This window comes from Haladaptatus sp. DYSN1 (genome assembly GCF_029489995.1).
Classification (GTDB): Archaea; Halobacteriota; Halobacteria; order Halobacteriales; family Halococcaceae; genus QDMS2.
Map to the genome: position 1 here is coordinate 343,844 of NZ_CP120472.1, position 25,685 is coordinate 369,528.

General features: G+C 61.8%; 19 protein-coding genes. 3 read left to right on the plus strand and 16 right to left on the minus strand.

Annotated features, from left to right (window positions below; translation table 11 throughout):
- Nucleotides 1-24: 24 nt before the first annotated feature.
- The 3 genes from P0648_RS19260 to P0648_RS19270 form a co-directional block, all read right to left on the minus strand.
- Nucleotides 25-1,041 (minus strand): Gfo/Idh/MocA family protein, encoded by a 1,017-nt coding sequence (locus tag P0648_RS19260; RefSeq protein ID WP_277506090.1) that lies wholly within the window; start codon nucleotides 1,039-1,041, stop codon nucleotides 25-27.
- 112 nt (nucleotides 1,042-1,153) lie between these two features.
- Entirely contained in the window at nucleotides 1,154-2,416 is a 1,263-nt protein-coding gene (locus P0648_RS19265) for a CapA family protein (protein WP_277506091.1), read from the minus strand.
- Nucleotides 2,413-3,417 carry a Gfo/Idh/MocA family protein gene (locus tag P0648_RS19270; protein ID WP_277506092.1) on the minus strand — a complete coding sequence of 335 codons (1,005 nt, stop codon included), beginning with the start codon at nucleotides 3,415-3,417 and terminating at the stop codon, nucleotides 2,413-2,415. Before P0648_RS19270 ends, P0648_RS19265 begins: the two co-directional genes overlap by 4 nt.
- A gap of 97 nt (nucleotides 3,418-3,514) precedes the next feature.
- Between P0648_RS19270 and P0648_RS19275 the strand changes: the two genes are divergently transcribed.
- Entirely contained in the window at nucleotides 3,515-4,834 is a 1,320-nt protein-coding gene (locus P0648_RS19275; protein WP_276248811.1) for a neutral/alkaline non-lysosomal ceramidase N-terminal domain-containing protein, read from the plus strand.
- A 45-nt stretch (nucleotides 4,835-4,879) separates the two neighbouring features.
- Entirely contained in the window at nucleotides 4,880-5,617 is a 738-nt protein-coding gene (locus P0648_RS19280) for a glutamine amidotransferase (protein ID WP_276248812.1), read from the plus strand.
- 9 nt (nucleotides 5,618-5,626) lie between these two features.
- Here the strand turns inward: P0648_RS19280 and P0648_RS19285 are convergent, their stop codons facing one another.
- From P0648_RS19285 to P0648_RS19315, 7 genes are all read right to left on the minus strand, one after another.
- Nucleotides 5,627-6,688, minus strand: a complete 1,062-nt coding sequence (locus P0648_RS19285) for a glucose 1-dehydrogenase (protein WP_276248813.1) — start codon at nucleotides 6,686-6,688, stop codon at nucleotides 5,627-5,629.
- 3 nt (nucleotides 6,689-6,691) lie between these two features.
- Nucleotides 6,692-7,066 (minus strand): Rid family detoxifying hydrolase, encoded by a 375-nt coding sequence (locus tag P0648_RS19290; protein WP_277506093.1) that lies wholly within the window; start codon nucleotides 7,064-7,066, stop codon nucleotides 6,692-6,694.
- Nucleotides 7,067-7,785: 719 nt separating this feature from the next.
- Complete coding sequence (locus tag P0648_RS19295) at nucleotides 7,786-12,150, minus strand: heparinase II/III family protein (protein WP_277506094.1); 4,365 nt, start codon at nucleotides 12,148-12,150, stop codon at nucleotides 7,786-7,788.
- Nucleotides 12,151-12,923: 773 nt separating this feature from the next.
- On the minus strand, nucleotides 12,924-13,163 hold the full coding sequence (locus P0648_RS19300) for a hypothetical protein (RefSeq protein WP_277506095.1): 240 nt from the start codon (nucleotides 13,161-13,163) through the stop codon (nucleotides 12,924-12,926).
- 23 nt (nucleotides 13,164-13,186) lie between these two features.
- Nucleotides 13,187-14,128: a phage integrase SAM-like domain-containing protein gene (locus tag P0648_RS19305; protein WP_277506097.1), complete on the minus strand. Its 942-nt coding sequence runs from the start codon at nucleotides 14,126-14,128 to the stop codon at nucleotides 13,187-13,189.
- Nucleotides 14,129-14,334: 206 nt separating this feature from the next.
- Nucleotides 14,335-15,450, minus strand: a complete 1,116-nt coding sequence (locus tag P0648_RS19310; RefSeq protein ID WP_276248818.1) for an FAD-binding oxidoreductase — start codon at nucleotides 15,448-15,450, stop codon at nucleotides 14,335-14,337.
- A gap of 139 nt (nucleotides 15,451-15,589) precedes the next feature.
- Nucleotides 15,590-17,197: a BCCT family transporter gene (locus P0648_RS19315; RefSeq protein WP_276248819.1), complete on the minus strand. Its 1,608-nt coding sequence runs from the start codon at nucleotides 17,195-17,197 to the stop codon at nucleotides 15,590-15,592.
- A 192-nt stretch (nucleotides 17,198-17,389) separates the two neighbouring features.
- On the opposite strand from P0648_RS19315, the gene P0648_RS19320 reads away from it, so the two are divergent.
- Nucleotides 17,390-18,154, plus strand: a complete 765-nt coding sequence (locus P0648_RS19320) for an enoyl-CoA hydratase/isomerase family protein (RefSeq protein WP_277506099.1) — start codon at nucleotides 17,390-17,392, stop codon at nucleotides 18,152-18,154.
- Between the two features lie 4 nt (nucleotides 18,155-18,158).
- Here the strand turns inward: P0648_RS19320 and P0648_RS19325 are convergent, their stop codons facing one another.
- The 6 genes from P0648_RS19325 to P0648_RS19350 form a co-directional block, all read right to left on the minus strand.
- A complete protein-coding gene (locus P0648_RS19325; RefSeq protein ID WP_277506101.1) occupies nucleotides 18,159-20,057 on the minus strand; it encodes a zinc-binding dehydrogenase in 1,899 nt (632 codons plus the stop codon).
- Between the two features lie 90 nt (nucleotides 20,058-20,147).
- Complete coding sequence (locus P0648_RS19330; protein ID WP_276248822.1) at nucleotides 20,148-21,245, minus strand: aromatic ring-hydroxylating dioxygenase subunit alpha; 1,098 nt, start codon at nucleotides 21,243-21,245, stop codon at nucleotides 20,148-20,150.
- Nucleotides 21,246-21,294: 49 nt separating this feature from the next.
- Nucleotides 21,295-21,705: an EamA family transporter gene (locus tag P0648_RS19335; RefSeq protein WP_276248823.1), complete on the minus strand. Its 411-nt coding sequence runs from the start codon at nucleotides 21,703-21,705 to the stop codon at nucleotides 21,295-21,297.
- Nucleotides 21,706-21,707: 2 nt separating this feature from the next.
- Entirely contained in the window at nucleotides 21,708-23,867 is a 2,160-nt protein-coding gene (locus P0648_RS19340) for an acetate--CoA ligase family protein (RefSeq protein ID WP_276248824.1), read from the minus strand.
- Nucleotides 23,868-23,958: 91 nt separating this feature from the next.
- Nucleotides 23,959-24,768, minus strand: coding sequence for an enoyl-CoA hydratase/isomerase family protein (locus P0648_RS19345; RefSeq protein ID WP_276248825.1), 810 nt, complete (start codon nucleotides 24,766-24,768; stop codon nucleotides 23,959-23,961).
- Nucleotides 24,769-24,856: 88 nt separating this feature from the next.
- Nucleotides 24,857-25,648, minus strand: a complete 792-nt coding sequence (locus P0648_RS19350; RefSeq protein ID WP_276248826.1) for an IclR family transcriptional regulator — start codon at nucleotides 25,646-25,648, stop codon at nucleotides 24,857-24,859.
- Between the last annotated feature and the right edge of the window lie 37 nt (nucleotides 25,649-25,685).

A 25,685-nucleotide genomic window follows, 5' to 3' on the forward strand; every position in this document is an offset into this window, starting at 1 on the left:
ATCGTTAAATACGTCTCCCCTGTCTCAAGCATCGACGTCCTCCCAGTCGGCGACCGACACCGGTTCCCCGCACGCCGCTGACTCGTAGGCAGCGAGGCAAACGGCCGCCTCGCGCAGGCCATCGCGGCCGGTCACGACCGTCTCGCGGCCATCACGAATCGCCGCGACGAAGTCGGCGAACAGGCCGGCGTTCGGTTCGTCGCCCCAGTACACCGAGTTGATGCCCGGCGACTCGCCGCCGTCGCGGGTTTCGGTGAAGGTGTAGTCGAAGCAATCGATGGCGAGTTCGCCGTCCGTGCCGACGAGGTTCAGCGTGGCATCTCCCCAGTAGTCCCAGGATTCGGGCCGGTCCCACGACCCGTCGAGCGTGAAGGGCGTGCCGTCGTCTAACTCCATCGAAAGTACGTTCACGTCTTCCACGTCGAGGTCCGCCTCCATCGTGGCGAGTTCGGCGTGAACGCGCGTGACCTCACCGCCGGTAATCCACCGCACGAGATTCACGATGTGGACGGTGTGGTCCATCACCGCGCCACCGCCGGCGTGCTCCGGGTCCGCGGACCAGCCGGTTTTGTGGCGATTGCGGAGTTTCGCGCGATTCGTCCCCGTCGCGAGCACCAACTCCCCGATTGCGCCCGACTGATAGGCCTCCCGTGCGCGGCGGGCCGGTTCGGTGAAGGGAAGTGGCATGCACATTCCAAGGGTCACGCCCGCCTCCGCACAGGTTTCGACGAGATCGCGGGCCTCAGCGAGCGTCGTCGCGAGTGGTTTCTCACAGAGGACGTGCACGCCGGCCTCAGCGGCGGCGCGAACCCACTTGCCGTGGGTCGCGTTCGTCGAACAGACCACGACGCCGTCCGCTCTGTCGAGGAGCGCGTCGGTCGAGAGCAGGTCTACGTCGAACCGGTCTGCGACCGCGGCCCCACGGTCCTGGTCGTCGTCCGCGACACCGACGAACGACACGTCGTCGAGTTCCGAGAGAACGGTCGCGAACCCGCCGGTGTGGACGTGGGCAGTCGAGAGCAGGCCGATTGAGACGGTCATCGTTCCCACCTCGGCGGCCGTCCCGGTCTATTCGCTGGCGTTCGTGTCACTCTGCGTACCATGCCACTACCGCGTCGCCTCGACATATAAAATTTGAGGACGGAACGCTCGGTCACGGCTCGTCCTGCATCGTCCACGTCAGCAGTTCCTCGACCGTCGTGGTCGTCTCCTTCGTCCGGTGGTCCGGGCGTTCGTCAGTCATCAGCGAGAGCGCGGTGGTCACCACCGCCCGGTGGGATTCGTTGCGGACCACGTTGAGGAGTGCGAGCAACTCCTCGCGGTCGTTGGTTGCTGCCCCGTCGTCTCGACTACCGTCTCGTCCCCCGTCGATTTCGCGGAGTCGGTCCTCGTCGAACCCCGGTCGCAACCAGTTCCAGTAGCGTTCGTAGAACAGTCTGTGGGCGACCGACTGCCAGTACGCCGAAAACCGATCGTCGTCCGCCGTACACGCCGCGAGACGGTGCAGGTAGTCGAGATGGGCCGCACTCGACCGGTTCGCCCCCAGGTCGGCGACAATTCCATCCTCGACTTCGGTCGGAACCAGTTCGACGGTTGCGATGGCGTCACCGGCGAATTCCACGTCGAGTGCGAGTCCCCAACCGGTCGTCTCACCCGCTGCTTGCCGGTCGAACAGAAAATTCCCGAGGCTGTGGAAGACGAGGCCGTCCTCGTATCGCTCCCACCCCTGGGCGACGTGGGGGTGATGGCCGACGACGAGGTCGGCCCCCGCGTCCACGAAGTCGCGCAACCGCGAGCGGCGGGTGGGCGGCGAGAAGGGGACGTACTCGACGCCGCCGTGGGCGAGTACCACCACGACGTCCGCCGTCTCGGCTGCGTCTCGAATCGCGTCGTCTATCGCCGGGTGGTCGCTCCACGCGGTTCCCGGCGTCTCCGCTCCGGCGACGCCGAACTCGCGCTCACAGACGCTGAACACGGCGAGGTCCACACTGCCTGCGACGGTCGTTCGAACCGGCGCGAGTGCATCGCTCGCGTCCTCTCCCGCCCCGACCGTCGCGAGGCCCGCCTCCTCACAGGCGGCAATCGTCTCGAAAACTCCCTCGGGGCCGTAATCGAAACTATGGTTGTTGGCGAGCGTCGCCACGTCGAAGCCACTCTCTCCAAGCAGGGCGGGCGTCTCCGAGGCCGTCGTGAGCGCCGGACCACTCTTCGGTATCGGTTCGCCGTCCGTAGGAATCGGTGCTTCGAGATTGACGACGGCGCAGTCTGCCGCCCTCACCCGGGATTCGAGCGCCGGGGTGAGCAATCGGCGGTCCGTTGCTTGCTCGTCGAGACAGCAATCCCCCGCGACGAACAGCGACCAGGTGGGTTCGTCTCCTGTGGCGTCAGATACTGAGAGCGTGGACTGTTCGCTCACGAAGTCCCTCCGGCTATACCGTCGAACTCGTCTACGTAAACTGGTTCCCCTCGTTCCACGGAGTCGAGCGCGGCGAGCCCAACCGTGACCGATTCGAGGGCGTCCGCGGCGGTCACGCGGGGTGTCGCATCCCCCTCCACGCACGCGAGGAAGTGTTCGAGTTGGCGCGTGTAGGGGTCGGTCGCAAGCGGCATCTCTACCGGGTCGCTCAAGGGTGGAACCTCGCCGCGTTTCACTTCGATTGGATTGGATTCCGTGCTGTCATAGTCGATGTGACCGTCGGTTCCCGAGAACTCGAACCGGGTGAGGAGTTCACCGTCCTCCCGGTCGCTCCACCGGGAATCGACGTGGCCGACGGTGCCGTCTGCGAATCGGAGCGTCGTGAGCGCGTACTCCTCGTTGCCCACCACCGAACGCCGGGCGAACACGCGCTCGACGTCGCCACAGACCCATCGCAGGAAGTCGAAGTCGTGGAGCGCGAGGTCGAACAGTGCCCCGCCGCTTCGAGCGCGATTCTGGTACCAGCTTCCCAGCGCGGCGAAGGGTGATTCGCGGAAGGCGCGGACGTTTCCGACGGTGCCGATGACGCCGTCCTCGATGCGGCGTTTCGCCGTCTCGTACTCTGGGAAAAAGCGGACGACGTGACCGGGGCAGAACGGCACGTCTGCCGCGGTGACGGCGTCGACGATTGCTCGACTGTCGGTCAGGGTTCGGGCGAGTGGCTTCTCACAGCGAATCGCGAGGCCGTGGTCCACGGCGGCTTCGACCAGTTCGCGGTGAGTGTCCGTCGGCGTACAGATGTCGACCGCGTCGAGGTCCGCGTCAGCGAACATCGTCTCGGCGTCGGGGTAGGCCGTCGCGCCGTCGGTGACCTCGGTGGCGAAGTCGGTCGGTCGCCCGCGGGCGGCTACGCCGACCACCGCCGCGTTCGGGAGACGGGCGTACCTGAGCGCGTGGGTTCTGGCCATCAGTCCACGGCCGACGATTCCAATAGCTATCATCGATAGAACTCCGTCGGGCTGACACGATAAACGTTGTGTCACAGCCTGTCACTCGGTGGGAAAGAGTTTTGCGAGCGAGCGTGGTGGATGGGCACGTATGACTCGATTACGCGCTGGCTACGCCGCCCGAGACTGCACGCCGGCAGAACCGCGCCAGTTGAGCGGCTACGGTCCCGGCACCCGAAAGCGCGTCTCGACCGGTGTTCACTCGCCGCTCTCGGCGAAGGCGCTCGTTTTCGACGACGGGACCACCTCGTTCGCGCTCGTGAGCCTCGACCTTCTGAACGTCTTCGAGGAGTTCACGGCGGCCGTCAGGCGGCGCGTCGCCCACCTCGAACTGGACTACGTGCTGGTCACGGCGACGCACACTCACGCCGCACCGTACATGCCCGGCAAATTCCTCGAAGTGAATCCACTGCTCTCCTACGACGTGGAGGTAACCGACTACGTCGCCACCGTCGAATCCGCCACCGTCGCCGCTATCGAGGCGGCACACGACCGACTGGAACCGGCGGCGCTCAGCGTGGGGCACGCCCACAACGACACGGTTCAGCACAACCGCCGCGACGAATCCGGTCCAATTGATCCCGAGCTCGCGGTTCTGTCGGTCACGACGGAGTCCGGCCCTGACGTGCTCGTCGTGAACTTCGCCTGCCATCCCGTCTGTACGAACGCTCGGGAGACGCTCGTGAGCGCCGACTGGCCGGGGACGCTCTACGACCGGGTTCGCGCGGAGACGGACATGGAGACGTTGTTCGTAAACGGCGCGGCGGCAGAAATCAACCCCCGAGACAGCCGCAGTCGGCGGTCGGGTGACGACCTCTACGACTACATGGCGGGCGTCGGCGAGGCAATCGCGGAGACGGCGCTCACGGCACTCGATGACGCCAGAGAGGGTACGCCACTCTCGACTCCGGAAATTTCGATTTCCCACGAACCACTGTCGCTCGCCATCCAGCACCTCGACTCGCGCGACCAGTTGCAGGCCAGATACGACGACCTGACCGCGGAAATCGAGCGACTCGGTGGTGGTGGCGACCGCCCCGATTTCTCGGAACTCCAGTCGGCCGACGACGAGCGGGCGGACCTCCTCCTCGACCGCTGGTACGCAGAGGAGAAACTCCGACTCGACGACTGGGGTGTCGACGCCTTCGAAACGCGCCTGTCGCACGTCGAACTCGGCCCGCTCGCGTTTCTCACGATTCCCGGCGAAGCGTTCGTCCAGCACGGCCTCGATTTCAAGGCAGCGGCGACCGCGGACACCCTGTTCGTCGCCGGCTATGCGGACGATTACGTCGGCTACTTTCCCACCCAGACGGCGTTCCCAGACGGCGGCTACGAGGTGGCGACGTGCAAGTTCTCCCCCGAAGCGATGGCGACGTTCCGCGAGGTGGGATTCGAGCTCGTCAGCGAGTAAGCCGGCGGCGCCACGCTTATCGGCCCGGTTGCTGTACGGTCTGCCATGGTCGAGGTTCTCCTCGCTGGGGAGTCGTGGGTGACGCTCCAGTTCGAAATCAAGGGACAGAACGTGCTCCGAGACAGCACCTACGAAGAGGCTGCCGGCCGCTTCGTCAAGACGCTCGAAGCCACCGGTGCGTCGGTGACCTACCAGCCGTGTCACGTCGCGGCCACTGACTTTCCCCGAACGAGGGGCGAACTCGACGCCTACGACCTCGTGATTCTGAGCGACGTCGGCGCGGACACGCTCCAGATTACCCCGCAAGTAGCCGGGGGCGAGACGGATGTAGACCGCTGTGCGCTGCTCGAATCGTGGGTCGCCGATGGCGGTGCGCTCGGGATGGTCGGCGGGTACATGAGTTTCGCGGGGAAAGGTGGGCAGGCTCGTTACGGAACCACACCGGTTGGCAAGGCGCTGCCAGTCACCATCGGACAGGGCGACGACCGCGTCGAGACGCCTGCTGGCGTCACGCCGAAAAACGTCGCGACTCCCGTCGAATCGCTGCCTGCAGAGTGGCCCACGATTCTCGGCTACAACCGGTTCACCGCTGACCCCGGGGCGGACGTCTGGGCGACTGTCGGGGACGATCCGTTTCTCGTCGTCGGCGACCACGGCGCGGGCGGAACCTTCGCCTACGCGACCGATTGTGCACCCCACTGGGCACCCGACGCGTTCCTCGATTGGGACCACCTGCCGACGCTGTGGGGCGCAGTCATCGACGCCGTGGTTGGGGATCGGTGAGGTTCGCGTTCACTTTGTGGCGAACTCGACGACGGATTTAATAGTCTCGTCGCGCCGTTCGAAGGCGCGGGCGACCTGTTCTGGCGGGTTGACGTCGGTGATGAGCGCATCAACAAACCAGTCGGGAAACGACACGAGCGAATCTGCCGCCGCCTCGAAGTGCGGAACGTGAGAGTTCACGCTCCCGATGAGCGCCTTGTTCTGGAGGACAATTTCTCGATGGAGCCGCCCGCCGTCGAGTTCGAACGTCCAGTTTTCGGGGATGCCGAGCAGCGCGGCCACGCCGTTCGGGGCGAGCGCGTCGATACACTCGAAGGCGTGTTTTGCGTAGCCGGTCGCCTCGAAGACGAAATCCATACCCTCGTGGGCGTCCGGAACCGCTGGAACCGGTGTCTCCCGCGAATCGACGTAGGTCGCTCCCAGTTTCTCGATTATGTCGATGGTGGCGTCCGGCCGGTCCCGGCGGCCGAGACAATAGACGCGGTCGAACGAGTTCTGTAACAACGCCACCGTTAGCAAGCCGAGCGGGCCGTTACCGAGCACTAGCGCGCTCTCGGATTGCCAGTCGAACGCAGACCGGGCGGAGACGGCGTGTTCGAGCGCCTTCTCTGCGTTGCTCAGTGGTTCGACGAGAAAGCCAAACGCGGCGAACGAGTCGGGGACGCGGACGAGGAATTCAGGTGGACTCGTGAAGTACGCGGCCATGTAACCGTCAGCGCCGGCGATTCCCCGCTCTACGTACATCCCGTCTGGAGCCATGTCGGGTTCGCCGCGTTCGAAGTAGGGGTTCGAGTCGCCCGGCGGTCGTCGGACCGTCGGCACCACGAGGTCGCCCTCCGCGAACGCCGAATCGCCTGGGTCTTCGACTACGCCAACCGCTTCGTGGCCCAGAATTTGACGGTCTGCCCCCGCTGGATAGCCGCCGTGGTTGCCTTCGATGACCTCGTGGTCGGTCCCGTCGATGCCGACGCGGAGCGTTCGAACGAGCACTTCACCAACGTTGGGCGTCGGCCGCGGAACGTCGACGACACGTGGGGTGGTCTCGCCGCGATGGACGGCGATTGCTTTCATCGGTCACGCCCTCGCAATGACTTCGATTTCAACCCCGATGTCGATGGGCAGGTCGGCCACTTCGACCGTGCTGCGGGCCGGGTACGGCGCGGTCATGTACTCGCCGTACACCTCGTTGATAGCGGCGTAGTCGGCCATATCGCGGACGAACACGGTCGCTTTGACCACGTCGTCGAGCGATGCCTCCGCCGCCGTCAACACTGCCGCGACGTTCTCGAGCGTCTGCGCCGTCTGGTCGCGAATGTCTCCCTCGATTATCTCGCCGCTTTTCGGGTCCACCGGCCCCTGACCGGAGACGTAGATTCGGTCGCCATCGACGATTCCTTGCGAGAAGGGGCCGATGCTCGCCGGTGCGTCGTCGGTGCTGATTTCCTTCATCGTGACCTCCGCTGGTGGTCCACAGTTGGGCTGTCATCAGTCCCAGGAGCGGGCACACCGCTCACTTGCCGTGTCGTTCTCGTGTCAGTCATCGCCACAATTTTCTGCCCGTCGGAGCATAAGTATCCCGCTCCCGTTCACCGCAACCGTTCAAAACGGCTGTTTCACCCTTCGAAACGCCGCTCGGCGCGGAATGAGTCAAATTCAACCTGAATTGGTGGCCGTATCCGGTGGTTTCCTCGGCGGCAATTTCCCTCAGTTCGTTTGGCGATTCGGAACGGTTTGGCTAGTTCACGCCACCCCGTGTGCATCCGTCACCGTATCGGCCATCGCTGGCTTAAGTCGAGGCCACGTGCTGCGGTGCTTTTCGGTTTTCCACTCGTCTTTACCACGACGCTCTCCACGTCCAGTCGCGTTGTTTCAAATCACCAAACACGCACTCGGCTGCTGGAAAAAACAACAAGCGGGGACGCAGTTGCCGACACTGTTCGTCGGCACTCACTCACTGTCTCCCGTCGCCAATAACAGCCGTACTGCTGTTACAGATTGGGCAATCACTCGGTACCGATTTCTCTACAACAGTGCTCCAGTGCGTGGGTTTTCGCTGCTATTATCGGCGTTTTGTAACTCGAAACACCAGTGTGGGCTTCCGGGAAACAAGATGGATTGCTCACCGCGACCGGGTTGGGTGGCGAAAAAATGGGATTTGCCGCGACCGCTCAGTCTGCGCGCCAGGTGAGACTCGTCGGGCAGGTAACTGCCGCGCCCGTAGCGACGATGTACTCGTAGCCGGCGCTCGGGTCCTGTGGGTCGACGAACTCACGGACGGTCGTCTTCTCGCCGATGTCGAGCGTCACTCTATTGCCCGAGATGTCTGTCACGCCGAGGACTTCGTAGGCCCCGTTTCGATTCGTCTCCGCATCGACGTACACCCACTTTTCGGCCAGCGATTCGAGGTCGTATTCGCTCGGCTGTTTCGACACCTTCACGACGAGTTCGTTCTCCAGGCCGAGGGACTTCGTGAAGTCCACGAGTGTGCCCTCGAACGCGCCGTTCGACTGCTGGACGAGCGGTTTGCTCGCTTCGTACACCTCGTCCTCGTTCGCCCCTTCTTTCGCGTGAATGGGGCGCAACACGGTGCCGTCGTTGAGGTAGGCGTATTCCGCTTCACCATCCACGAGCGAGTAGACGGCGAAGAATCCGTTCACCTGGAACTCTCGGTCGACCGTGTACAACTGGTCAGCCGAGTCCGTCCGGACGATGTAGTCGGTGCGCCCGTTCGCGAGGGTGACTTTCACTGCACGGACCGCATCCGGTGCCGAGCTCGCGTCGGCACCGTGGAATTCTTCGGGTCGCTCGCCGTCCTCGTCGTCCGCTGGCACCACCTCGACCGGAACGCGCTCTACCGACTCGACGAATCGTGGCCCGTCGTACGGTTCGATGACCGAGGTGAACGTCGATTCGAGGTCGGTACCCGTGCGGTGGCCGAGCAGGTAGCGAAGCGTCTCCGGGTTGCCCGCGCGGTTGGGTGGCCGCCCGTCTGCGAGCGACACGTCGTCGAATGCAGTGAATGCCGTCAGTCTGAGCCGGACGTCTTCTGCGTCGTCGTCTCTCGCGTTCCAGTGGTCCGCTACGTTCCACTCGACGGCGATGCTCTCCTCCGGATTTTCGTCGCGGGAGACTCGCTCTAAATAGTTGAATGCGTTCGCGTTCGCCTCGTTGTAGGCGGCGTCGCCGAAGGGAACGTCCGCCCCTGCGTACGTACCACCGTCCTGTTCGACGAGGTCGAGGCCCGTCGTGTCGATTCCGGAATTCGTGACGAACGTCGTCTCGAAGAACTCGACGACGGAGCCATCGACCGTTACCTCGTCGAAGTAGAGGTTCCCGGTCTGGCCCTTCCCGATGCCGCCGAAGATGCCGACGGCGGCGTCGGTGTCGCTCGCGAGTTCGAACGTCCCGCTCGCGTGCGTCTGGCTGCCGTCTGCGCTGGTGAGCGCGATATCGACCGCCGTTCCAGTCTTCGAAACCGAGAGTTCGTACCAGGCGTCCTTGTCCCAGCGTTCGATTGCGGTGTAATCGCCCCACGCATTTTCCTCGGGGTAGTAGATGCCGATTCGTGGGTCGTGTCCTGCCGCCTGATTGCCGATGCCGGCGACGACGTGGCGGCCGTCTCCGTCGCGTCCGAGGTACACCGAGTGGTTGTGGTGCCAGTAGAAGTTCTCTCCCGTGACGGCGGATTTGATGTACGTCTCGACGGTCACGTCGCTCGTTCCGTGGTCTATGGCCAGGCCACGCCAGTCGTGTGCGTCGCCGCTCGGGTCGGCAAACGTGATGGCCGTCTCGTCGCTGTAGGCAGCACGCTTGGTCGGTTTGACTTCTCCTGCCCCGTCGCGAACGACGAACTCCGAGACGCCGTCTTGCAGTTCGAATTCGAGGTGCGGACTCGGCGTCTTCGCGCTGTGGAAACTGAAGTGGTGGTCCGTTCCCCCGTTGACGTGGAAGAAGTCGACGGCGTAGGAGTCCGCCTCGTCGACCCGTATCTGGGCCGTGGTCCGTCGGTAGGCGTCTACCTGCGGGTAGGCATCGTCCGAGGAAACGTCAATGAGTTGGACGCGGTCTGTGTGGTCGAAGTGATGTGGTTCGCCTGCCCATTCGGGTCGCTGGCGGCGTTCGTCTACCATCACCGTGTTGTGACTGATGGTCCCGCGCAGCCAACTATTGTAGATCTGGTCGTCGAACGTGTGTGGGTAACCGAGGTCGGGGGCCAGGTCGAGTTCGTGGGCCATGATGCCGAGGTTGAGCGTGTCGCCGTGTGTGTGGTAGGTGCCGGTTTCCCCGGAATTTCGCCCGTAGTAGAGCCAGACCGCACGTTTCAGATTCCCTTGCTCCTCGGAGCGTCGCTTGGCGGCGACGTCTGTTTTGGTCATGAGACGGAGCTTTCTGATGCCCATTTTATAGTTCGAGGACTCCGGGTTCTTCCCGTCGTTCCGGAAGGTGATCGTGTGCGTCCCGGCGTCGAGTGAAACCCACGAGAGTGCATCGAAGTCTCGTGTGCCGGTCTGCGCCGAGTAGAAATCGAAATCGTCGTGGACGACTGCTCCGTCGACCTCGATGTCGTATCTCCCGTATGAGGACGCTTTGAACAGCGAACAGTCCAGCCGATACTCGTCGCCTGCTGGCACCTGGAACTCGAACGTGATATGCTCGCCAGCTTCTGTGGCGTTGAACTGGAGCGTTCCGCTCCCCGAGAACCACGTGGTTTCCGCGGTCTGTTCGACCACCGAAAGCCCGTGGTAGCCATACGTAGTCCCCCAGTCAGAACTGGTGTAGTTCTCACCGTCGCGGAGCACAGCGAGCCCGTAGCCAGGCTGATTCGTGCTGTCGAAGTCGAGTGGGCCCTCGGCATCGATGATTGCCTGAATTTGCTCTGCCAGCGCCGGGTCCTCGTCGAATATATCACCCTGAATGCCCGCGGTCGTTCCCCCGTTGGCGTAGTACGCCGTCTGTGCGAGTTCCGTCCCACCGTAGGCGCTGTACCCGTCGATGAGATTGTTTCTCGGCAGGTGCGTGCCGTTCTGGCCGGCGAGTCCGTGGTCGCCGATGCTCGGCGTGTAGTTGTCGAGGATAACGAGGTCGCCCCACGGATAGAACATCTGCTTGAACTTGGGGTTGGCAAAGAGATTCGACCCACTGTAGGCGTCGTACCCTTCGAGATACTGACCTGCCTTCAGAACGTTGCTGAACACGACGCGGTTGTAGTGTGGCGAGGACTCGTCTGCCATTCCGTCTCGGTCGAACCGGCCCACCAGGGCCGACATAACGTCGCCACCGGTGATGTACCAGTCACCCCAGTACGTCCCATCGTCTTCCTGATGGAGGTCTCCCGCGCGGAACATGAATTCGAGGGCTTCTTTCGTGTAGCCGTCCGGTTCGTCCGCGACACGGGCAGACATCGCGAGGGCGGACTGGTGGTGGCCGAAGTTGCCGCGCAACTGGGCGTCTTTGACCGCAGGGAGTACCTCCTTTACGAGTCGCTCCTCGATGTTCTCGCGAATCACCCCGAGCGTGCTTTTATCGCCGAGGCCGGGGTACTCGTCGGCTTTCGCCGAAAGGAACTGTACGAGTTCTGTATCGTCGGGTTGCCCCTCAAACACTGCGTCGTAGGCCTGGCAGTACACGTCCGCCCAGGCGGCCTCGGAAATCGACCCCGCCCACTTTCCCTCGCCGGTGAAGCCGTGCGACGCCTGAAATCCGTCCGGCCAGATGTAGGCGCTCAGGTCGAGGGTCGGATAGATGTCGGCCATCCGGTCGAGCAGAATGGTTCCCGCCCGCGAATACCGCTTGTCACCCGTGAACAGGTAGGCGTCTCGGAACGCTGGCAGCATCACCCCTCGGAGTTGTTTCCACATCGTCTCCAGATTCCAGAACGCAACCGGTTTCCACTGCGTGCCCGCCCCAGCCCCCAGGTCGTTTGCATCGTCGACGAAACCGTACCCGTCGTCGACGCCCCAGCCTTCGCCCATCTCTGGGTGTTCTTCGTTGACCAACAGTGAATCGTCGCCCAATTCCGGTTCGAAGAACCCTCTCTCATCCAGTCCGGATTGGTAGTACGATTCGAAGTCATTCGTGGGCAGTGTCCAATTTCCGTCAGTGACTTTGAATCGCTCACCGTCTACTGGCTGCCACGCTCCGTAGTGGATGTTCTTTCCCTCGTTCGGCGTCCACGACCGGGGTAGCTTCTGTGAGGTCACCCACGACCAGAGCCCCTCCAGCCCGAGTCTGTCGAGGAACTCGTCGGCCTGTGCGACGGCTTCGTCTCGCTCCGCTCTCGCCCAGTCGTATTGTTCGATGTTCTCGCGTGCGTTCTGCACCCGGTCCGGCGTGTAGTAGGTCGCCCGCGTCTTGCCTGATTCAGCAGTCGTGGCCGCTCCTTGAACCCGTTCAGAACTCGCCAGTCCGAGCGCCGCAATGAGTGCGGCCCCCTTCACGATGTCTCGTCTCCCGACCGACAGTCGCTCCCCATAAATGCCATTCAATTGACTATTCTCGCCCGCGCCGTGTGGCTGTTTGTGAATGTCTCTCATACTCCCGCAATATTTTCCACACCTACCGTTCAGATAAGTATTTCGACAAACCTGACTGTTTCAAACGCTGACCTCCGGATTGCCGGCGAAGGCACTCGACTGTCCGAATCAGTACAAACGGGTTTACCTTCCTATCCAGCCAATTCAAGTTTGATGGTTTGGATGGTTTGTATAGAACTACGTCGATAGGTCAATTCGGACAGTTCGGACGGATTGATCTGCGGTACTTGCTCTGGTTTCGACCACATCGTCGCTGTTGTCCACGAGGGTGGGGGCCAGCTCGCCGCCTAAATAACCAAATTTGTTTACGAACGTCTAATTCCTATTTTCGGTTCGTACGGCTCTGCCAGTTTGGATATTTGGATTTGAAGTTATTACGCATACATCAACAGGCACAACACAGTTTTGACAGTTGGGATATTTTTGATAGATTTGACAACTATTCTATTTATGCACGAATAGAACTTTTGCGCCTCCCTCTGAATAGCCTGTCTTTCTGGGATCTATCCCTCACTCTCTGGCAACCTACGCGAGTTTGTCTCGCCAAACTCACTCGACCCGATTTGGTTGGTTGGAGTGAATCGCCCATCACAAACGGTTTGTCTGAATTGGATAGTTTGGACACTTTGCGTAATTTGTCCCTCTCGGCTCCCAGGAACCGTTCTACGAATTTGACCAATTCGCATGGTTTGGACGGTTCGTATTGGTCGGACGCTTTGGCTCATTTTCCTCTTCAACTGCCACGTCTAACAGAATTTTGACCGTTTCTGGGACTATGTCCCGTCCACTTCGTCGAGCACGTCCCCCACTTGCTTTGCGAGGTCACTTGTTTCGATGTGGGCGTAGGCACGAGACGTCGTCTCGGGTGATTTGTGTCGCAACGCGCGCTGGGCGGTCGCCGGCCCATGCTCTCGATACAGCGTCTCGCCGAGGCCACGACGCGCACCGTGGAGCGTCAAGTAGTCGCTGTCGCCGTCGACTTTCAGGTTCGCCGTCTCACACAATCGTTTCATCACTGCTCGCGCACCGGTCGTCGTCAGCGACGGCGGGACGATGTCGTACGCGCGGAGCAGTTCCTCGGTATCGTGCGCATCGAGAAGTTCCTCGATGTCTGCTGCTTCGAACCCCTATTTTCGAGCCTCTCACGGACGGTTCGATAGCGGGTCGGCACACTTCGCGTCGGGAACACCGGCCATTCCGGGCGCGGAGGGTCCAGTATCGCACGATACCGGGCGAGTGGGTCACGGGCCTGCGGCGGGAGCTGGACCGGTTCTCGCTCCTGAGATTTCCCGAGCACGGTGAGGATGCCCGCGTCGAGGTCGATGTCCTCCCACCGAAGTCCGTTTCTCCGACTGTCACCAGGGGCGCTGAACACCTCTGCACCGCGAACGCCGGAATAGGCGAGGAGTGCGACGAGGGCTCTGTCCCGCGTTTCTTCGACCGCCTGGCTCCCCTGGGTTTCGACCGCCTCGTAGGCGCGTTCGTTGACGAACCGAAGTATCTCGCGACGTTCGCGAGGCGACCAGAACTGCTCTGGAGCCTTCTTTTTCCCTTCCGACCGGTCGGGAAGTTCCTCCTCCGCCCGTCGTTTCGCCGCAGGATTTTCCTCTACGAGCTCCTCGCGAACACACCAGGTCAGAAACGCACGGACGGTGGCGTAGTAGTTGTGGGCCGTCGAGGCGATGATCGCCCCGCTCCGCACTCGTTGGGCAAGATACCGGGCGTAAGCCCGCATGGTTCGGACGTCGAGGTCCGAAAACGTTTCCACCCCGCGGTTTGCTACCCAGGTCGTCCACTGACTGACGACGCGACGGGCGTTTCGCTGGTAATTGCCCGACCCGGTTTCGCCTTTGGACTTGCTCGCGATGAAGCTTGGAAGGGCGTCGTGGATGGGTTCACCCCTGGAGTCGTGGTCGGAATGGTGGGTCGTAGAATCGGCGGAATCGGGTGTGGGAGGCGTGTCGTGGGGCGTGGGCATGGAGTTGGAGTAACAGACGGAGGCGGGGTACTAAATTCTGGTGTTGACTATTGGAATAATCAATAGTGGATTCGGAACACTCGCAATTCGGAAAAATCGCCATACTGCGGTCCGGTGGCGTACAAATAAACTGTATATTGCTATAATAAATTCTTGGTACTGGCTACCTCTCAATAACTGCTACACGCGATATAAACGGGAGCTGCCTACTGCGTCGCCTCTGGTCGGGCTGGGTCGAGGTACGCTTTCAGTGACGCATCGACTGAGCTGTCGGTGAGTTGTGCGGCGAGTACTTCACCCACCGCTGGCGCGAGTGTCACACCGAGTCCGTTCATTCCACAGGCGACGTAGAAGTCTGGTACTGACGATTCGCCGACGAGAGGGACTCCATCGGGCGTGAGTGTTCGAATGCCGACCCACTCGTTTACGAGTTGTGCGTCCGCGAGCGCTGGAATCGACTCCTTGATTCGAGTCTGGATGTCGAGGTAGAACTCGTGGTCGATGGGATGGGCCTCGTCTGGGCGTAACTCACTCGCAGCCTCGTAACTCGCGCCGAATCGTCCGGCGAACGCCTGCCTGTCTCCCTCCCCACGCAGGTAGAGTCCGTCTTCGAACTGGACGAACGGAAGCGAGAACTGCTCGTCCTTCTGGAGGACGGCGATTGGCCCGCGGTTGTGCCGAAGTGGGAGTGAGACCTCGGCCATTCGATTCACCGTCGGGGCCCACGGGCCGGCGGCGTTGACGACCGCAGCCGCCGGCTGGAATTCTGATGCGGTTTCGACACCCTCGACTCCCCGGTCCGACGTGCGAACGTCGGTCACTTTCGTTTTCGTTTCGACGGTGAGATTCTTCGCCGTGGCTTCTCCGAGGAAGTAGTGGATGATTTCAGACGGGTCCATGTAGCCGTCGTCGGGCGTGTGCAACGCCCCCGTGATTCCTGTTGGTTCGACGCCATGGTCTGCCAACGACGACGGCGGGATACATTCGGCCCGGGCGCCGTAGGAGTCGAGCGTCGTCGCCGCGGCTTCGAGGGCAGTTGCGGTTTCCTCGGTGAAGGCGACGTCGAACGTTCCGATCTGTTCGAAACTGAACGTCCCGTCTCGAACCAGCGGCTCGTAGGTCTCCCACGCCAGTTCCCGAAGTCGGTGGTTCGACTGGTCTGGCTCAGATTGGTGCCACACGAAAATTGCGACCGAATCACCCGACGCGCCCGAACCGACGGAGTTCTGCTCGAACAGCACGACGGGCCGCGCGGCATCCCGGAGGTGGTAGGCGACGCTTGCCCCGACGATGCCCCCGCCGACGATGACGATTGGATCCATCACTGACGGTGTACCGGTCGCCGTTACAATATTCTTCTGAATAGAATTTTGACAAATGAGGGTGGTCTTCTGCTAGATTTTCGTAGTTTATCTCTTTTACTCGCAGACCGAATTGCTCACATCGAGGCTGGCGCTTTCGTCAGTCATCGCTCCCGACGACCGAATCAGCCTCACTGCGCTGTGTGGATTCTTCGGTGTACTCGGTGAACAGCGCGTCCCGGTCGGTTCCGAAGACGTCCTGATAGTACTCCCGTGCGGCGACATAAGTAGAGTAGCAGATGACGAGGAAGAATATCGTAAACGGCAGCGCCAACACGGCGGAGAACGACTCGAGCGCCCGTGCGCCGGGGAGTTCGAGCGTCATCACGCCGAGGAAGGCGAGCACGAGCCCCCACCACGCGCGGTTCCGGGCGTTCGGTTCCTCGTCCCCGATGTTTATCGAGGAGAGCATGAAGACGGCTGAGTCGAGTGAGGTGAGGAGGTAGCCGGACAACACCAAGACGAACAGGATGCCGAGCACCGAGGCGAGTGGCGTAATCGTAATCGCTTCCGCGAGGGCGGCGGGGATGCCACCCGAGGTTAGCGCCGCCGAAATCGGTTCTTTGTTCCCCGGTGCGAGCGCCCAGCCGGCGAGAATGCTGTGTTGAATCACGAGGAAGAACGTCGGCGCGATGCCGAGGACGATGAACGTCTCGCGAATCGTCCTGCCTTTCGACACTCGGGCGACGAAGCTACCGGTGAAGATACCCCACGCGGCCCACCAGGCCCACCAGAAACTGGTCCACTCCTGGGCCCACGTTCCTTCGCTGACTGGGCCGGTGTAGAGCGCCATTCGGACGATGTTGTTCAGCCAGACGCCGACCGCGTCGATGCCGAGGTTTATCATGAACATCGTCGGGCCGAGGACGAGCAGCATGGCGAACAGGACGACGATGAATCCGACCGTCGCCCGCGCCATGTTTCGAATCCCGTTGCGGAGTCCGAGCCAAACGTCACCGATGAAGACGAGTCCGATGATGCCAAAGAGCGCGAGTGTGACCGTCTCGGAACCGATTCCGTAGACGGTTCCCATAATGGTCGAAAGCTGATTTCCGATGAATCCGAGCGAGGTGGCGAGGCCGCCAACGATGGCGACCATCGCGGCGAGGTCGGTAATCCAATACACTGCGCCGTACTTCTCCCGGTCTAACACCGGTTCCAGCATCGCGCTAATCTTGTACTCGTGGGAACCGCGGGTGTAGACGATGAGCCCGAACGCGATGGCGATGGGCATGTACCAGGCGATGAGTCCCGGCAGGATGTTGTGCAGGAACATAAACGCGAGCGCCACGCTCTCTACTGGTGCGCCCGCGACGGGGAGGGGGTCAGGCGGACTGTTGACGATGTAAATCGGTTCTGCGACACCCCAGAAGATGACCGAGGAGGCGAACCCGACGGTGAACACCATCGAGAACCACGAGAGGACGTCGAATTCTGGTTTTGCGTTCTCCCCGCCAAAGCGCAGGCGACCGTATCGCCCGAAGGTGAGAAACAGCATCACCAGCGAGAGGACGAATCCGAGGATGATGAACCACCAGCCGAAGTTCAGCAACACGAAGTCGAACGTGGAGTTCATCGTTTCACTCAACAACGTCGGCCTGGCGACCCCGACGCTCGCCAGGCCCACGACGAGCCCGATCGTGAGGAAAAACAGCCACCGCTCAGCGCGGTCTGCTTCCTCTAGTCCTAGTGTGTGCCACAGTCGCATGACGACTTATCACACACGGTGGTGGGTAATAGTAGTTGTCGTTCATTACATTCATTAATTACGTGGAATCTGTAAATTCGTCGGGACGGTGGGTTGGGTGCAACTAATTTCTGGTCAAACGTAGCCTTCCATCGACTTCGTGTTGCGTGGTACCATTACACTTAATGGCAACCCGTCGGAACCACCTGCCGTATGACCTCACAGATAGCGGTCACGACCGAGGGAGAGAAAGCGACAGTCACAATCGACCGGCCGGAGAAGAACAACGCGCTTACCGCCGGCATGTACGCGGATCTCCTCGACGTATTTCAGCGATTCGAGGACGACGAGTCGCTCTCGGTGGTCACTATCCGCGGTGCTGGCGACCACTTCTCCGCTGGCGTGGACGTCGGTCCCGTTCCGGAGTGGGGCGAAGCGACTCCGCGGACGATACGCGATCAGTACGAGGTAACTCACGAGTTGCTCAGAACCATCGAATCGCTCGGCGTGCCCGTCGTCGCAGCACTCGACGGCTACGCACTCGGCGGGGCGCTCGAACTCGCCATATCGTGCGACATTCGCGTCGCCCACGCAGATGCACAACTTGGCTTACCGGAAGCCAACCTCGGGTTCTCGATGGACCAGGGCGGCCCACAGAAACTGCCCGGCATGATTGGGGAGGGGATGACGAAATATCTCGTCATGACTGGCAAACTGATAGACGGCCAGCGGGCGCACGAAATCGGACTCGTCGAAGAAGTCGCGGAGTCAGCCGAGGCGTTCGAGACGCAAGTCGAGGCGCTCGAAGACAGACTGGAAGGCCAACCGACCTACGTGATGGACATGGCCAAGCGCCAAATTCACGGCGTCAGGCCGCAGAATCTCGACGAGGAGATGGCGCGCGCCATCCATCACGCAATTACAGCGTACAAAGAGCCAGAAACGCAGCGTCGAACGGCAGAATTCTTGGGCGAGTGAGTCGCTACTCGCTATCCCAGGCGTCGAATAGCGCTTCCTTGCTCTCCAACCCGCTTTCAGGAAGCGCGTGGTTGATGACGTAGGAGCCTTCCTCGTGGGCGTTCTCCCACATCTCTTGATGGGCTTTCGGCGCATCGTCCCACGGCGTCAGGTGCGTTTCTGGCACGTCGAACGTTTCGAGTTCGATGTCTTCGTTCATCTTCCACACCTCGTAGGTGTTCTTCATGTGGGTGCCGAAGATTTCGGTCGTCGGCATGTAGATGCGCCGCTGGCGCATCCAGACCTGGGGCGCGTAGAACGAGTATCGACTGTCAGCCATCTCTTCTGCGAACACGACCGAACCCTGATACGGCGCAGAGAGCATTGTGGAGACGGCGAGCGTGTTTTGCCCTGCGCGCTCGAAGACGACGTCTGGGTTCCCGCGTGGGTTGTTCGGCGTCTTCAGGATGCCGCCGAGCGCGATGCCCAGTGGCTTGAACATCTTCCCCATGTATTCGCCGACCGTCGCTGCGAGTGCGTCCGGTTCGGACGGGGCGGGGAGTTCAGGGAGCGACCTGACGAACTCGAAGCCGTCGCTTTCTGCGCGAATCGTCTCGATGCTCGCGACGCCAGCGACGTCGTAGGTCGCGCCGACGTGCTCGGCCTGCGAGTCGGTCTCGGTGAGGACCGCGACGCGGGCATTGCGGTCGAGTGCCGCCTCGATTGCCTGTGCGCCCACCGCGTCCTGGTCGCCCTCCACGTGGTCAGGAGTTCCGTACCAGACGAGTGCGCCGTCTCCCGCGCTGAGACCCGCGCGTTCGAACACGCTCTTTGGCGTGGTCGCGCCGCCTTTGCCCATGAAGGCCATCTCGTAGCCGGTCGAGGCACCGTAGAAGGTGAGCCGACCACCCTCTGCGAGCAGTTGGTACGAGCGAGAGAACGCTTCGGCCCCGGCGTGTGAAACAGCGTAGTCTGCGAGTTCGCCGTCGTTCTTTTCGCGGAACTCTGAGAGGAGCGGTTCGCCCGCTTGCTCCCAGTCGTCCCACTCGTCGGGGTCGTTCGGGACCATGCACATCGCGTCGGCGAGGGCGTCCTGTTTACGGTTGATGCTCGCGTCAGCGCCGTTCTCCTTCGCCCGCGCCGCTCGGTCGTCGCTCGAAACGAGGCCGGTGATTTCGAGATTGCTGCTCGCGGCCATCTGTACCGCGTCGCGTCCCGTCCCCGTCGACGCGCCTTCGACGAACAGTCGCTTCCCCGGCGACACGTCGAGCGTGTTGAACAGGGCGCGATAGATAGTCCCCATCGTCAGAATGTAGCTGCCCGCCTTATCGAGGTCCAGGTTCGCGGGTGGCTCGTAGAGCTGCGTCCCCTGGGCGGTCATAAACTGCTGGTGGGACCCGTCTGGCGTCTGATAGCCCTGAATCGTGAAGTCCGAGAACATCGGGTCGCGACCTGCCTTCGGGGAAAGCGCGTCGAACTGCCCGGCGTAGACGTTTACCATGTCGCCGACTTCGATGCGACCCTGTTCGTCCAGTCCCTCGCCCGTTTCGACGACGAGTGCGAGGCCGCCCGACCCGGTGATGTGCCAGTCGCTTTCGTGTTGCTGGAAGGTAGAGACGGGAATTCCCGTGACTGCCCAGACGTCGTTGTAGTTCACCTCGGAGGTGAGCATGTAGAGCAACGCTTCGTTCGGTCCGGGGTCCTCGACGGGGACGATAATCTCTTTCTCCGCACCGTCATCCAGCGGCTCGCCGTGTTCTGGTTCCCCGTCTTCGTCTCCCGTGATGCCCCAGGCGAACTGGTAGTCGGGAATCTCGGTCTCTCCCGGTACGAAGGCGGCTCCTCGCGGTAATAGCTGGTCAGTTTCGAACAACTCGGAAACAGCGACGCTATCGACTTCTGCAGGTGGTGTCAGGTCGTTCATGGTTCAACCACGCTGGTCGGTGTGCTCCAGCGTAACGATTACCGCGTCACACTCGTCGCTAATAAAACTGTGTCTCGACGAACGTCGAACTCACTCTGAGAGGTGGCGCTGGACGAGTCGGTGGAAGTGGTGGACGGCGTGTTCGTTCGGGCCCAGTCGGCCCTGTGCGAGTGCTCCCGAGGCAAGCCCCTCGTGCTGGCGTTCGACGAGTTCGAAATCCTCTGCTTGCAACTGGAAACTGGTCTCGATTATCTCCTCGCGCTCTGGCGTAATCTCCTCGTCTTCGAAGTAGTAGTCGGCTCTGAGAACCGTCTGCTCGTGGTCGCGCGGAGAAATACGGTACACGGCACATCCCTTCCCCGCCTCGTAGATGTTTATCGTCGTGTTCGGCCAGATGAAGTAGAAGCACGTCTCTCCGACTTCTTCGCCGCCGTCGAGGACTGGCGCGCGCTGGGTCGAGTAGTACTCGTCGAGTTCGATATCGTACGCCTGCATATCGACCGACCGGACGAAGTCCGGATGGTTCGCGTGGCAGTGGTCACACTCCAGGTAATTGCTCACCATCACTTTCCAGTTGCACGCGAGGTCCTTCTCCCGATGTTTGGCTACCTTCTGGTCGCCGAGTCCGTACCCCGCGAGTTCTGTTGGGATGTCGCCGACGACATCCGAAAACGGCGTCGGGTCGTCGGCGAGGTTGACGAACACGAACGGCCCGAGACACGCGGCGTGTATCTCGTGGAGGCTGTTCGACTCGGCGTCGAAGCCTGAGACGTCCTCGTCTTCGAGTTCGGGATTGCGGACGGCGTTTGCAAACTGGGCGGGCGTGCTACAGAGCGTGCCGTCTTTCTCGAACGTCCAGGAGTGGTACGGACACTGGATTCTGGTCGCATTTCCACACCCAGAGAGGAGCTTGCTGCCGCGATGGGAACAGACGTTGTCGAACGCACGCACCTCGCCCTCGTCATCTTGAATGACGAAGACCGAGCGCCCTGCGACATCGCTCGTGAAGTAATCCCCCGGTTCGTTCAGTGCGTTCACACTGCCGACGTACTGCCAACTTTCGTAGAAGATGGATGCCATCTCGTCTTCGAAAACCGATTCGTCGGTGAACGCCGCCGCAGGAAGGGCGTTCATTTCGCCACCCGCTCCGCTCAGCTCGATTGTTGCGCTGTCGTTCCAACGTGCCATAGCTTGTCATGGGTGGATGACGCAAATAAAGATTGTCCCCGTGCGGTCGTTACTGGACGAGAAACACGATTGCCGCACCAGCGAGGGCGATTCCCACGACTTTCGTCGGTTTCGGCGGCGTCCCGAGCACGACCATCTCGTGGACCGTCGTGACGAGGAAGTAGAGGCCGGCGATTGCCGTCGCGACGCTTCCGCCGCCGGCGGACAGCGACCGATAGAAGGTGAGCGTTCCGACGGACATCGCGATTCCCGCGCCCACTGCGAGGAGGACCCCCCAGTGTGAGTTGATAGCCGTGGCCGTTTCGTGCCGGACGGCGACGATGATGAGCAAACCGGTGAGATAAGTGAGCATCACCACCGGACCGGCCTTCGCGTAATCGAGTGCTTGCCCAGCGAGAATCGCCCACACTCCCCACGAAACCATCGTAATCAGCGCGTAGACGATGTACGTCGGAATCACGGTCAGCCCCGGTCTGCGAGCCGAACGCTCGCGTCGACGATTGCTGCGCCATCCTCGTATGCAAACACGGGATTCAGGTCGAGCTCCGTGATGTCGGGGTGTGACTCGATGAGGTCAGAGACGTCCAGAAGCAGGTCGACCAGTGCAGTTCGGTCCACGCCCGTGCCGCCGCGGACGCCGTCGAGGAACGACTGCGCGTCGATGTCGTCGAGCAGTTGTCGGGCGTCGAACTCGGTGAGCGGAAGTGCGCGAAACGCCACGTCGTTCAGCACTTCGACGAACACACCACCGACGCCGAACATGACGACAGGTCCGACCTCGGGGTCTCTGACGACGCCGACGATGAATTCCGTGCCCTCGTCGAGCATCGGCGTAAGGAGCACACCCTCGAGTTCCGCGTCTGGGTCGTAGGCCCTCGCGTTCTCGACGAGGTCGGTGTACGCCTCCCCGACTGCTGCGTCGCCGGTCACGTCGAGACTGACCGCGTTCGCCTCCGTTTTGTGGACGATATCCGGTGAGGCAACTTTCATCGCTACGGGCCCGTCGAACGTTTCAGCCGCGGCCACGGCCTCGGCTTTCGACGCGGCGAGCGAGTAGGGTGCGCCTTCGATACCCGCCTCCGTGAGCAGTTTCCGCGACCGGTACTCAGAGAGCGTCGTGGTCGCACCGCCGTCACATTCGTCCGGTCGTTCGGTGGCTCCTGAGTCGAAGGTGAAGTCCGACTTCCGTGCGCTTTCGTCGAGATGCCTGCCGTACTGGACGACCTTTTCGAGAGCCGTGACGGCGGTGTCTATCGAACCGAAGGTCGGGATGCCGGCCGATTCGAACGCCGACAGCGCGGGCGACCCTTCGCCGCCGTAAATGCACTGGGCGACGATGGGTACGCTGGTGGTCTCCGTAAGCGAGGCGATATCACGGGCGACGGCCGGCTCCTGGTCTGTTTCGCTGTCACCCGGTCCGTAGGTCTCGTACGCGCCGAATGCGCCGGCGAGCAGGAGCGCGTCGACGTTCGGGTCTTCGACGAGAATCTTCGCGAATTCGTAGAAGATAGAGAGGTCACCGTCACCCTGCAGTCCCATCATATCCACCGGATTCGAGAGGTTCGGGGCGTCTGGGACGAGCTCGCGGAGTCGAGCTTGGGTTTCGTCCGTGAGTTTGGGCACCGAGAGTCCGCGGTTGATGAGTGCGTCTGCCCCGAGCGTCGCGTTCCCACCGCCGTCGGTGAGGATGGCGACGTTTTCGCCTGCGGCGGGCGGGAGATTTGCGAGTGCGTTCGCGATCGCGATTGCCTCGTCTGACCGCTCTGCCCGCACCACACCCGCCTGCCGATACGCCGCATCGACGACGGCCCCCTCGCCCGCAAGCGAACCGGTGTGGGAGGCCGCAGACCGCTGACCGGCATCCGTCACGCCACCTTTCACGACGACGATTGGGGTCTCCGTCACCGTCTCTCTGGCCGCTCGCAGGAACTGTCGGCCGTCTTCCATCCCGTCGACGTAGAGGACGATTGCGTCCGTCTGATCGTGGTCGTCGAGGTACGGGAGGTACTCGTCGAACCGGAGGTCGGTTTCATTGCCGATGCCGATGCTGAGGCTGAACCCCACGTCGCCGAGCACGTTTGCGTGGGACCCGAATTCGAGGCCGACGTTCCCACTCTGGGAGAGCAACGCCAGATTGCCCGCAGGGAGGTCGTAGCCACCGAGGAGATTCAGCCCCGAGTGTAGATTCGCGATGCCCTGGATGTTCGGCCCGATGATTCTGACGCCGTGCTCTCGGGCGGTTTCGAGCACGCGGGTTTCGAGGTCTTGCTCGCCGACTTCGCTGAATCCGGCGGCGATGATGACCGCTCCCGCCACGTCCGCGCGCCCACAATCCGCCACGATAGACGGGATGGTCGAGGCGGGGGTTGCGATGAACGCGAGGTCCACCGCGGCCGGAAGCGACGCGACCGACTCGTACACCTCGCGGCCGCGGATTTCGTCGTACTTTGGATTCACCGGGTAGATTTCGCCGTCGAAGCCAGCGTCCTCGAGGTCGAGGATTGTTTGATAACCGCGCTTTCCGGGTTCGTTCGATGCGCCCACCACGGCGACGCTGTCGGGGTCGAGCATTCGCGAGAGGTCCGCGGGTCGTTCGCGAACCGTGCTATTGGCTGCTGTCATGGTTCTCTCGTGTGTTGATTGCTCCCACACGTCGGGAGTCTGTTTACCAATGTTCGATTCGGTCGTATAAATCTTCGCTCCCCATCGTTCCTTACGGTTTGTTCTCCTCGTGCATCCAGTCGAGCGCCGCCTCGAAGCCCTCCTCGTCGCGAATCTGGTAGTATTGCTGGCCGTATTCTGAAAGCGACGTGAGACTCGCCAGATGTTCTACGTGTTTGTTTCCCGGTCTGTATCCCTGGGCTTCCATCACGTCGTTCAGCATGTGTTTCGTAATCTGAACGACTGGTTTCGGCGTCTTCCGAATCGCTTTTATCTCCTCCCACACCTCGTCCATGAGCTCCTCTTGAGGGACACTTCGATTAACCATCCCGAAGCGTTCTGCCTCCTGTCCAGAGACCATCTTCCCTGAATAGAACAACTCCCGCGCGTGCTTGAGCGACCCCATCACGAAGGGGTGGACGAACGTGCCCGGGAGGCCTCCCATCCGCACATCGGGATAACCGAGCTTTGCCCGGTCGGTGGCGATGGTCAGGTCAGAGACGAGGGCCGTGTTACACCCGCCGGCCAGCGCGTAGCCGTCAACGGCGGCGATGACTGGCAGGTCGAGTTCGTAAATCGTTCGGATGTGCGTGTACGACTCCATGAGTTCCAGCCAATCGGCGACTGACAGGTCACGTTCGTTCAGCGAATCGTCGTTGATGTCGTAGCCGGCGGAGAAGGCTCGCTCGTTTCCCGTGAGAACCACGGCCCGCAAATCCTCGTTGGACTCGGCTCGTTCCAGCGCCGCGTCGAGTTCGTCTATCGCTGGCCCGTGTAGCGTGTTCATCTTGCTCGCACGGTCGAACGTGATGACGGCGGTTCGACGTTCTTCGCGGTAGTCGAGATGCTCGTACGTGGACATCACTCACGGAGTTGCGACCCGGATACAAAACGTTTGATGCCGTCGGTCGCTCGCTCGCCGGGGCTGTCAGTTCGATTTATTCGAACTATTAAGTGGGACACATCTCCTCCCGAATCTCGGCTTCGAGGGAACCGACAGTCTCGCGGAGGAGGTCAGGGACCTGTTCGTAGAACACGTCGTCGGTCATCCGGTACTTCGGAACAGTAATCGAAATCGACCCGAGGAGCGAGCCGTCGGGATACGTGACCCGCCGTCCCACTGCTCGCATGCCGTCCTCGAACTCCTCGTCGGTGAGCGCCACACCACGGTCACGGACTTCCTCCAATTGTGCCATGAGCACGTCCACGTCGGTAATCGTGTGATCGGTCCGGGCGGGCAGCCCCCACTGCTCGACGATTTCGGCAACTCGTTCGTCGGGCAATTCCGCGAGAATCGCCTTGCCTGCGGCGATGCTGTGGAGGTAGTAGTAGGTTCCCGTGTACTCGTGGCGAGATTCGGTGTTCCCGTGGGACTGGTACTGGCTCTGGGGGTGATACGATTCGTGGACGACGATGCCGCGACCGTCGTTCTCGACGATGAAATCCACTTCCTCGTTCGTCTCGTCGGCTAGCTTCCTGATTGTCTCGCGTGCGAGGTTGTAGCCGAGTTTCCGCGAACGGGCGTACTCGCCGTAATTGAGAAATTTCAGTCCGAGAACGTACCGCTCTCCTTCCTTTGCGAGGTACCCGGCGTCCAGAAGCGTCCAGAGGTGCTTGTGGACCGTGCTTCGCGCCAATGGTGCGGTCGCGGTCAATTCGGTCAACGTCGCTCCATCCCGCTGTTTTATCTCCTGCAAGAGGGCGAGCGAACGTTCGGTCGTCGTCACCTTCCGACTGGTCATGGCACCACCTCTCTCGGGGTCGTTAATAATAGTTCGG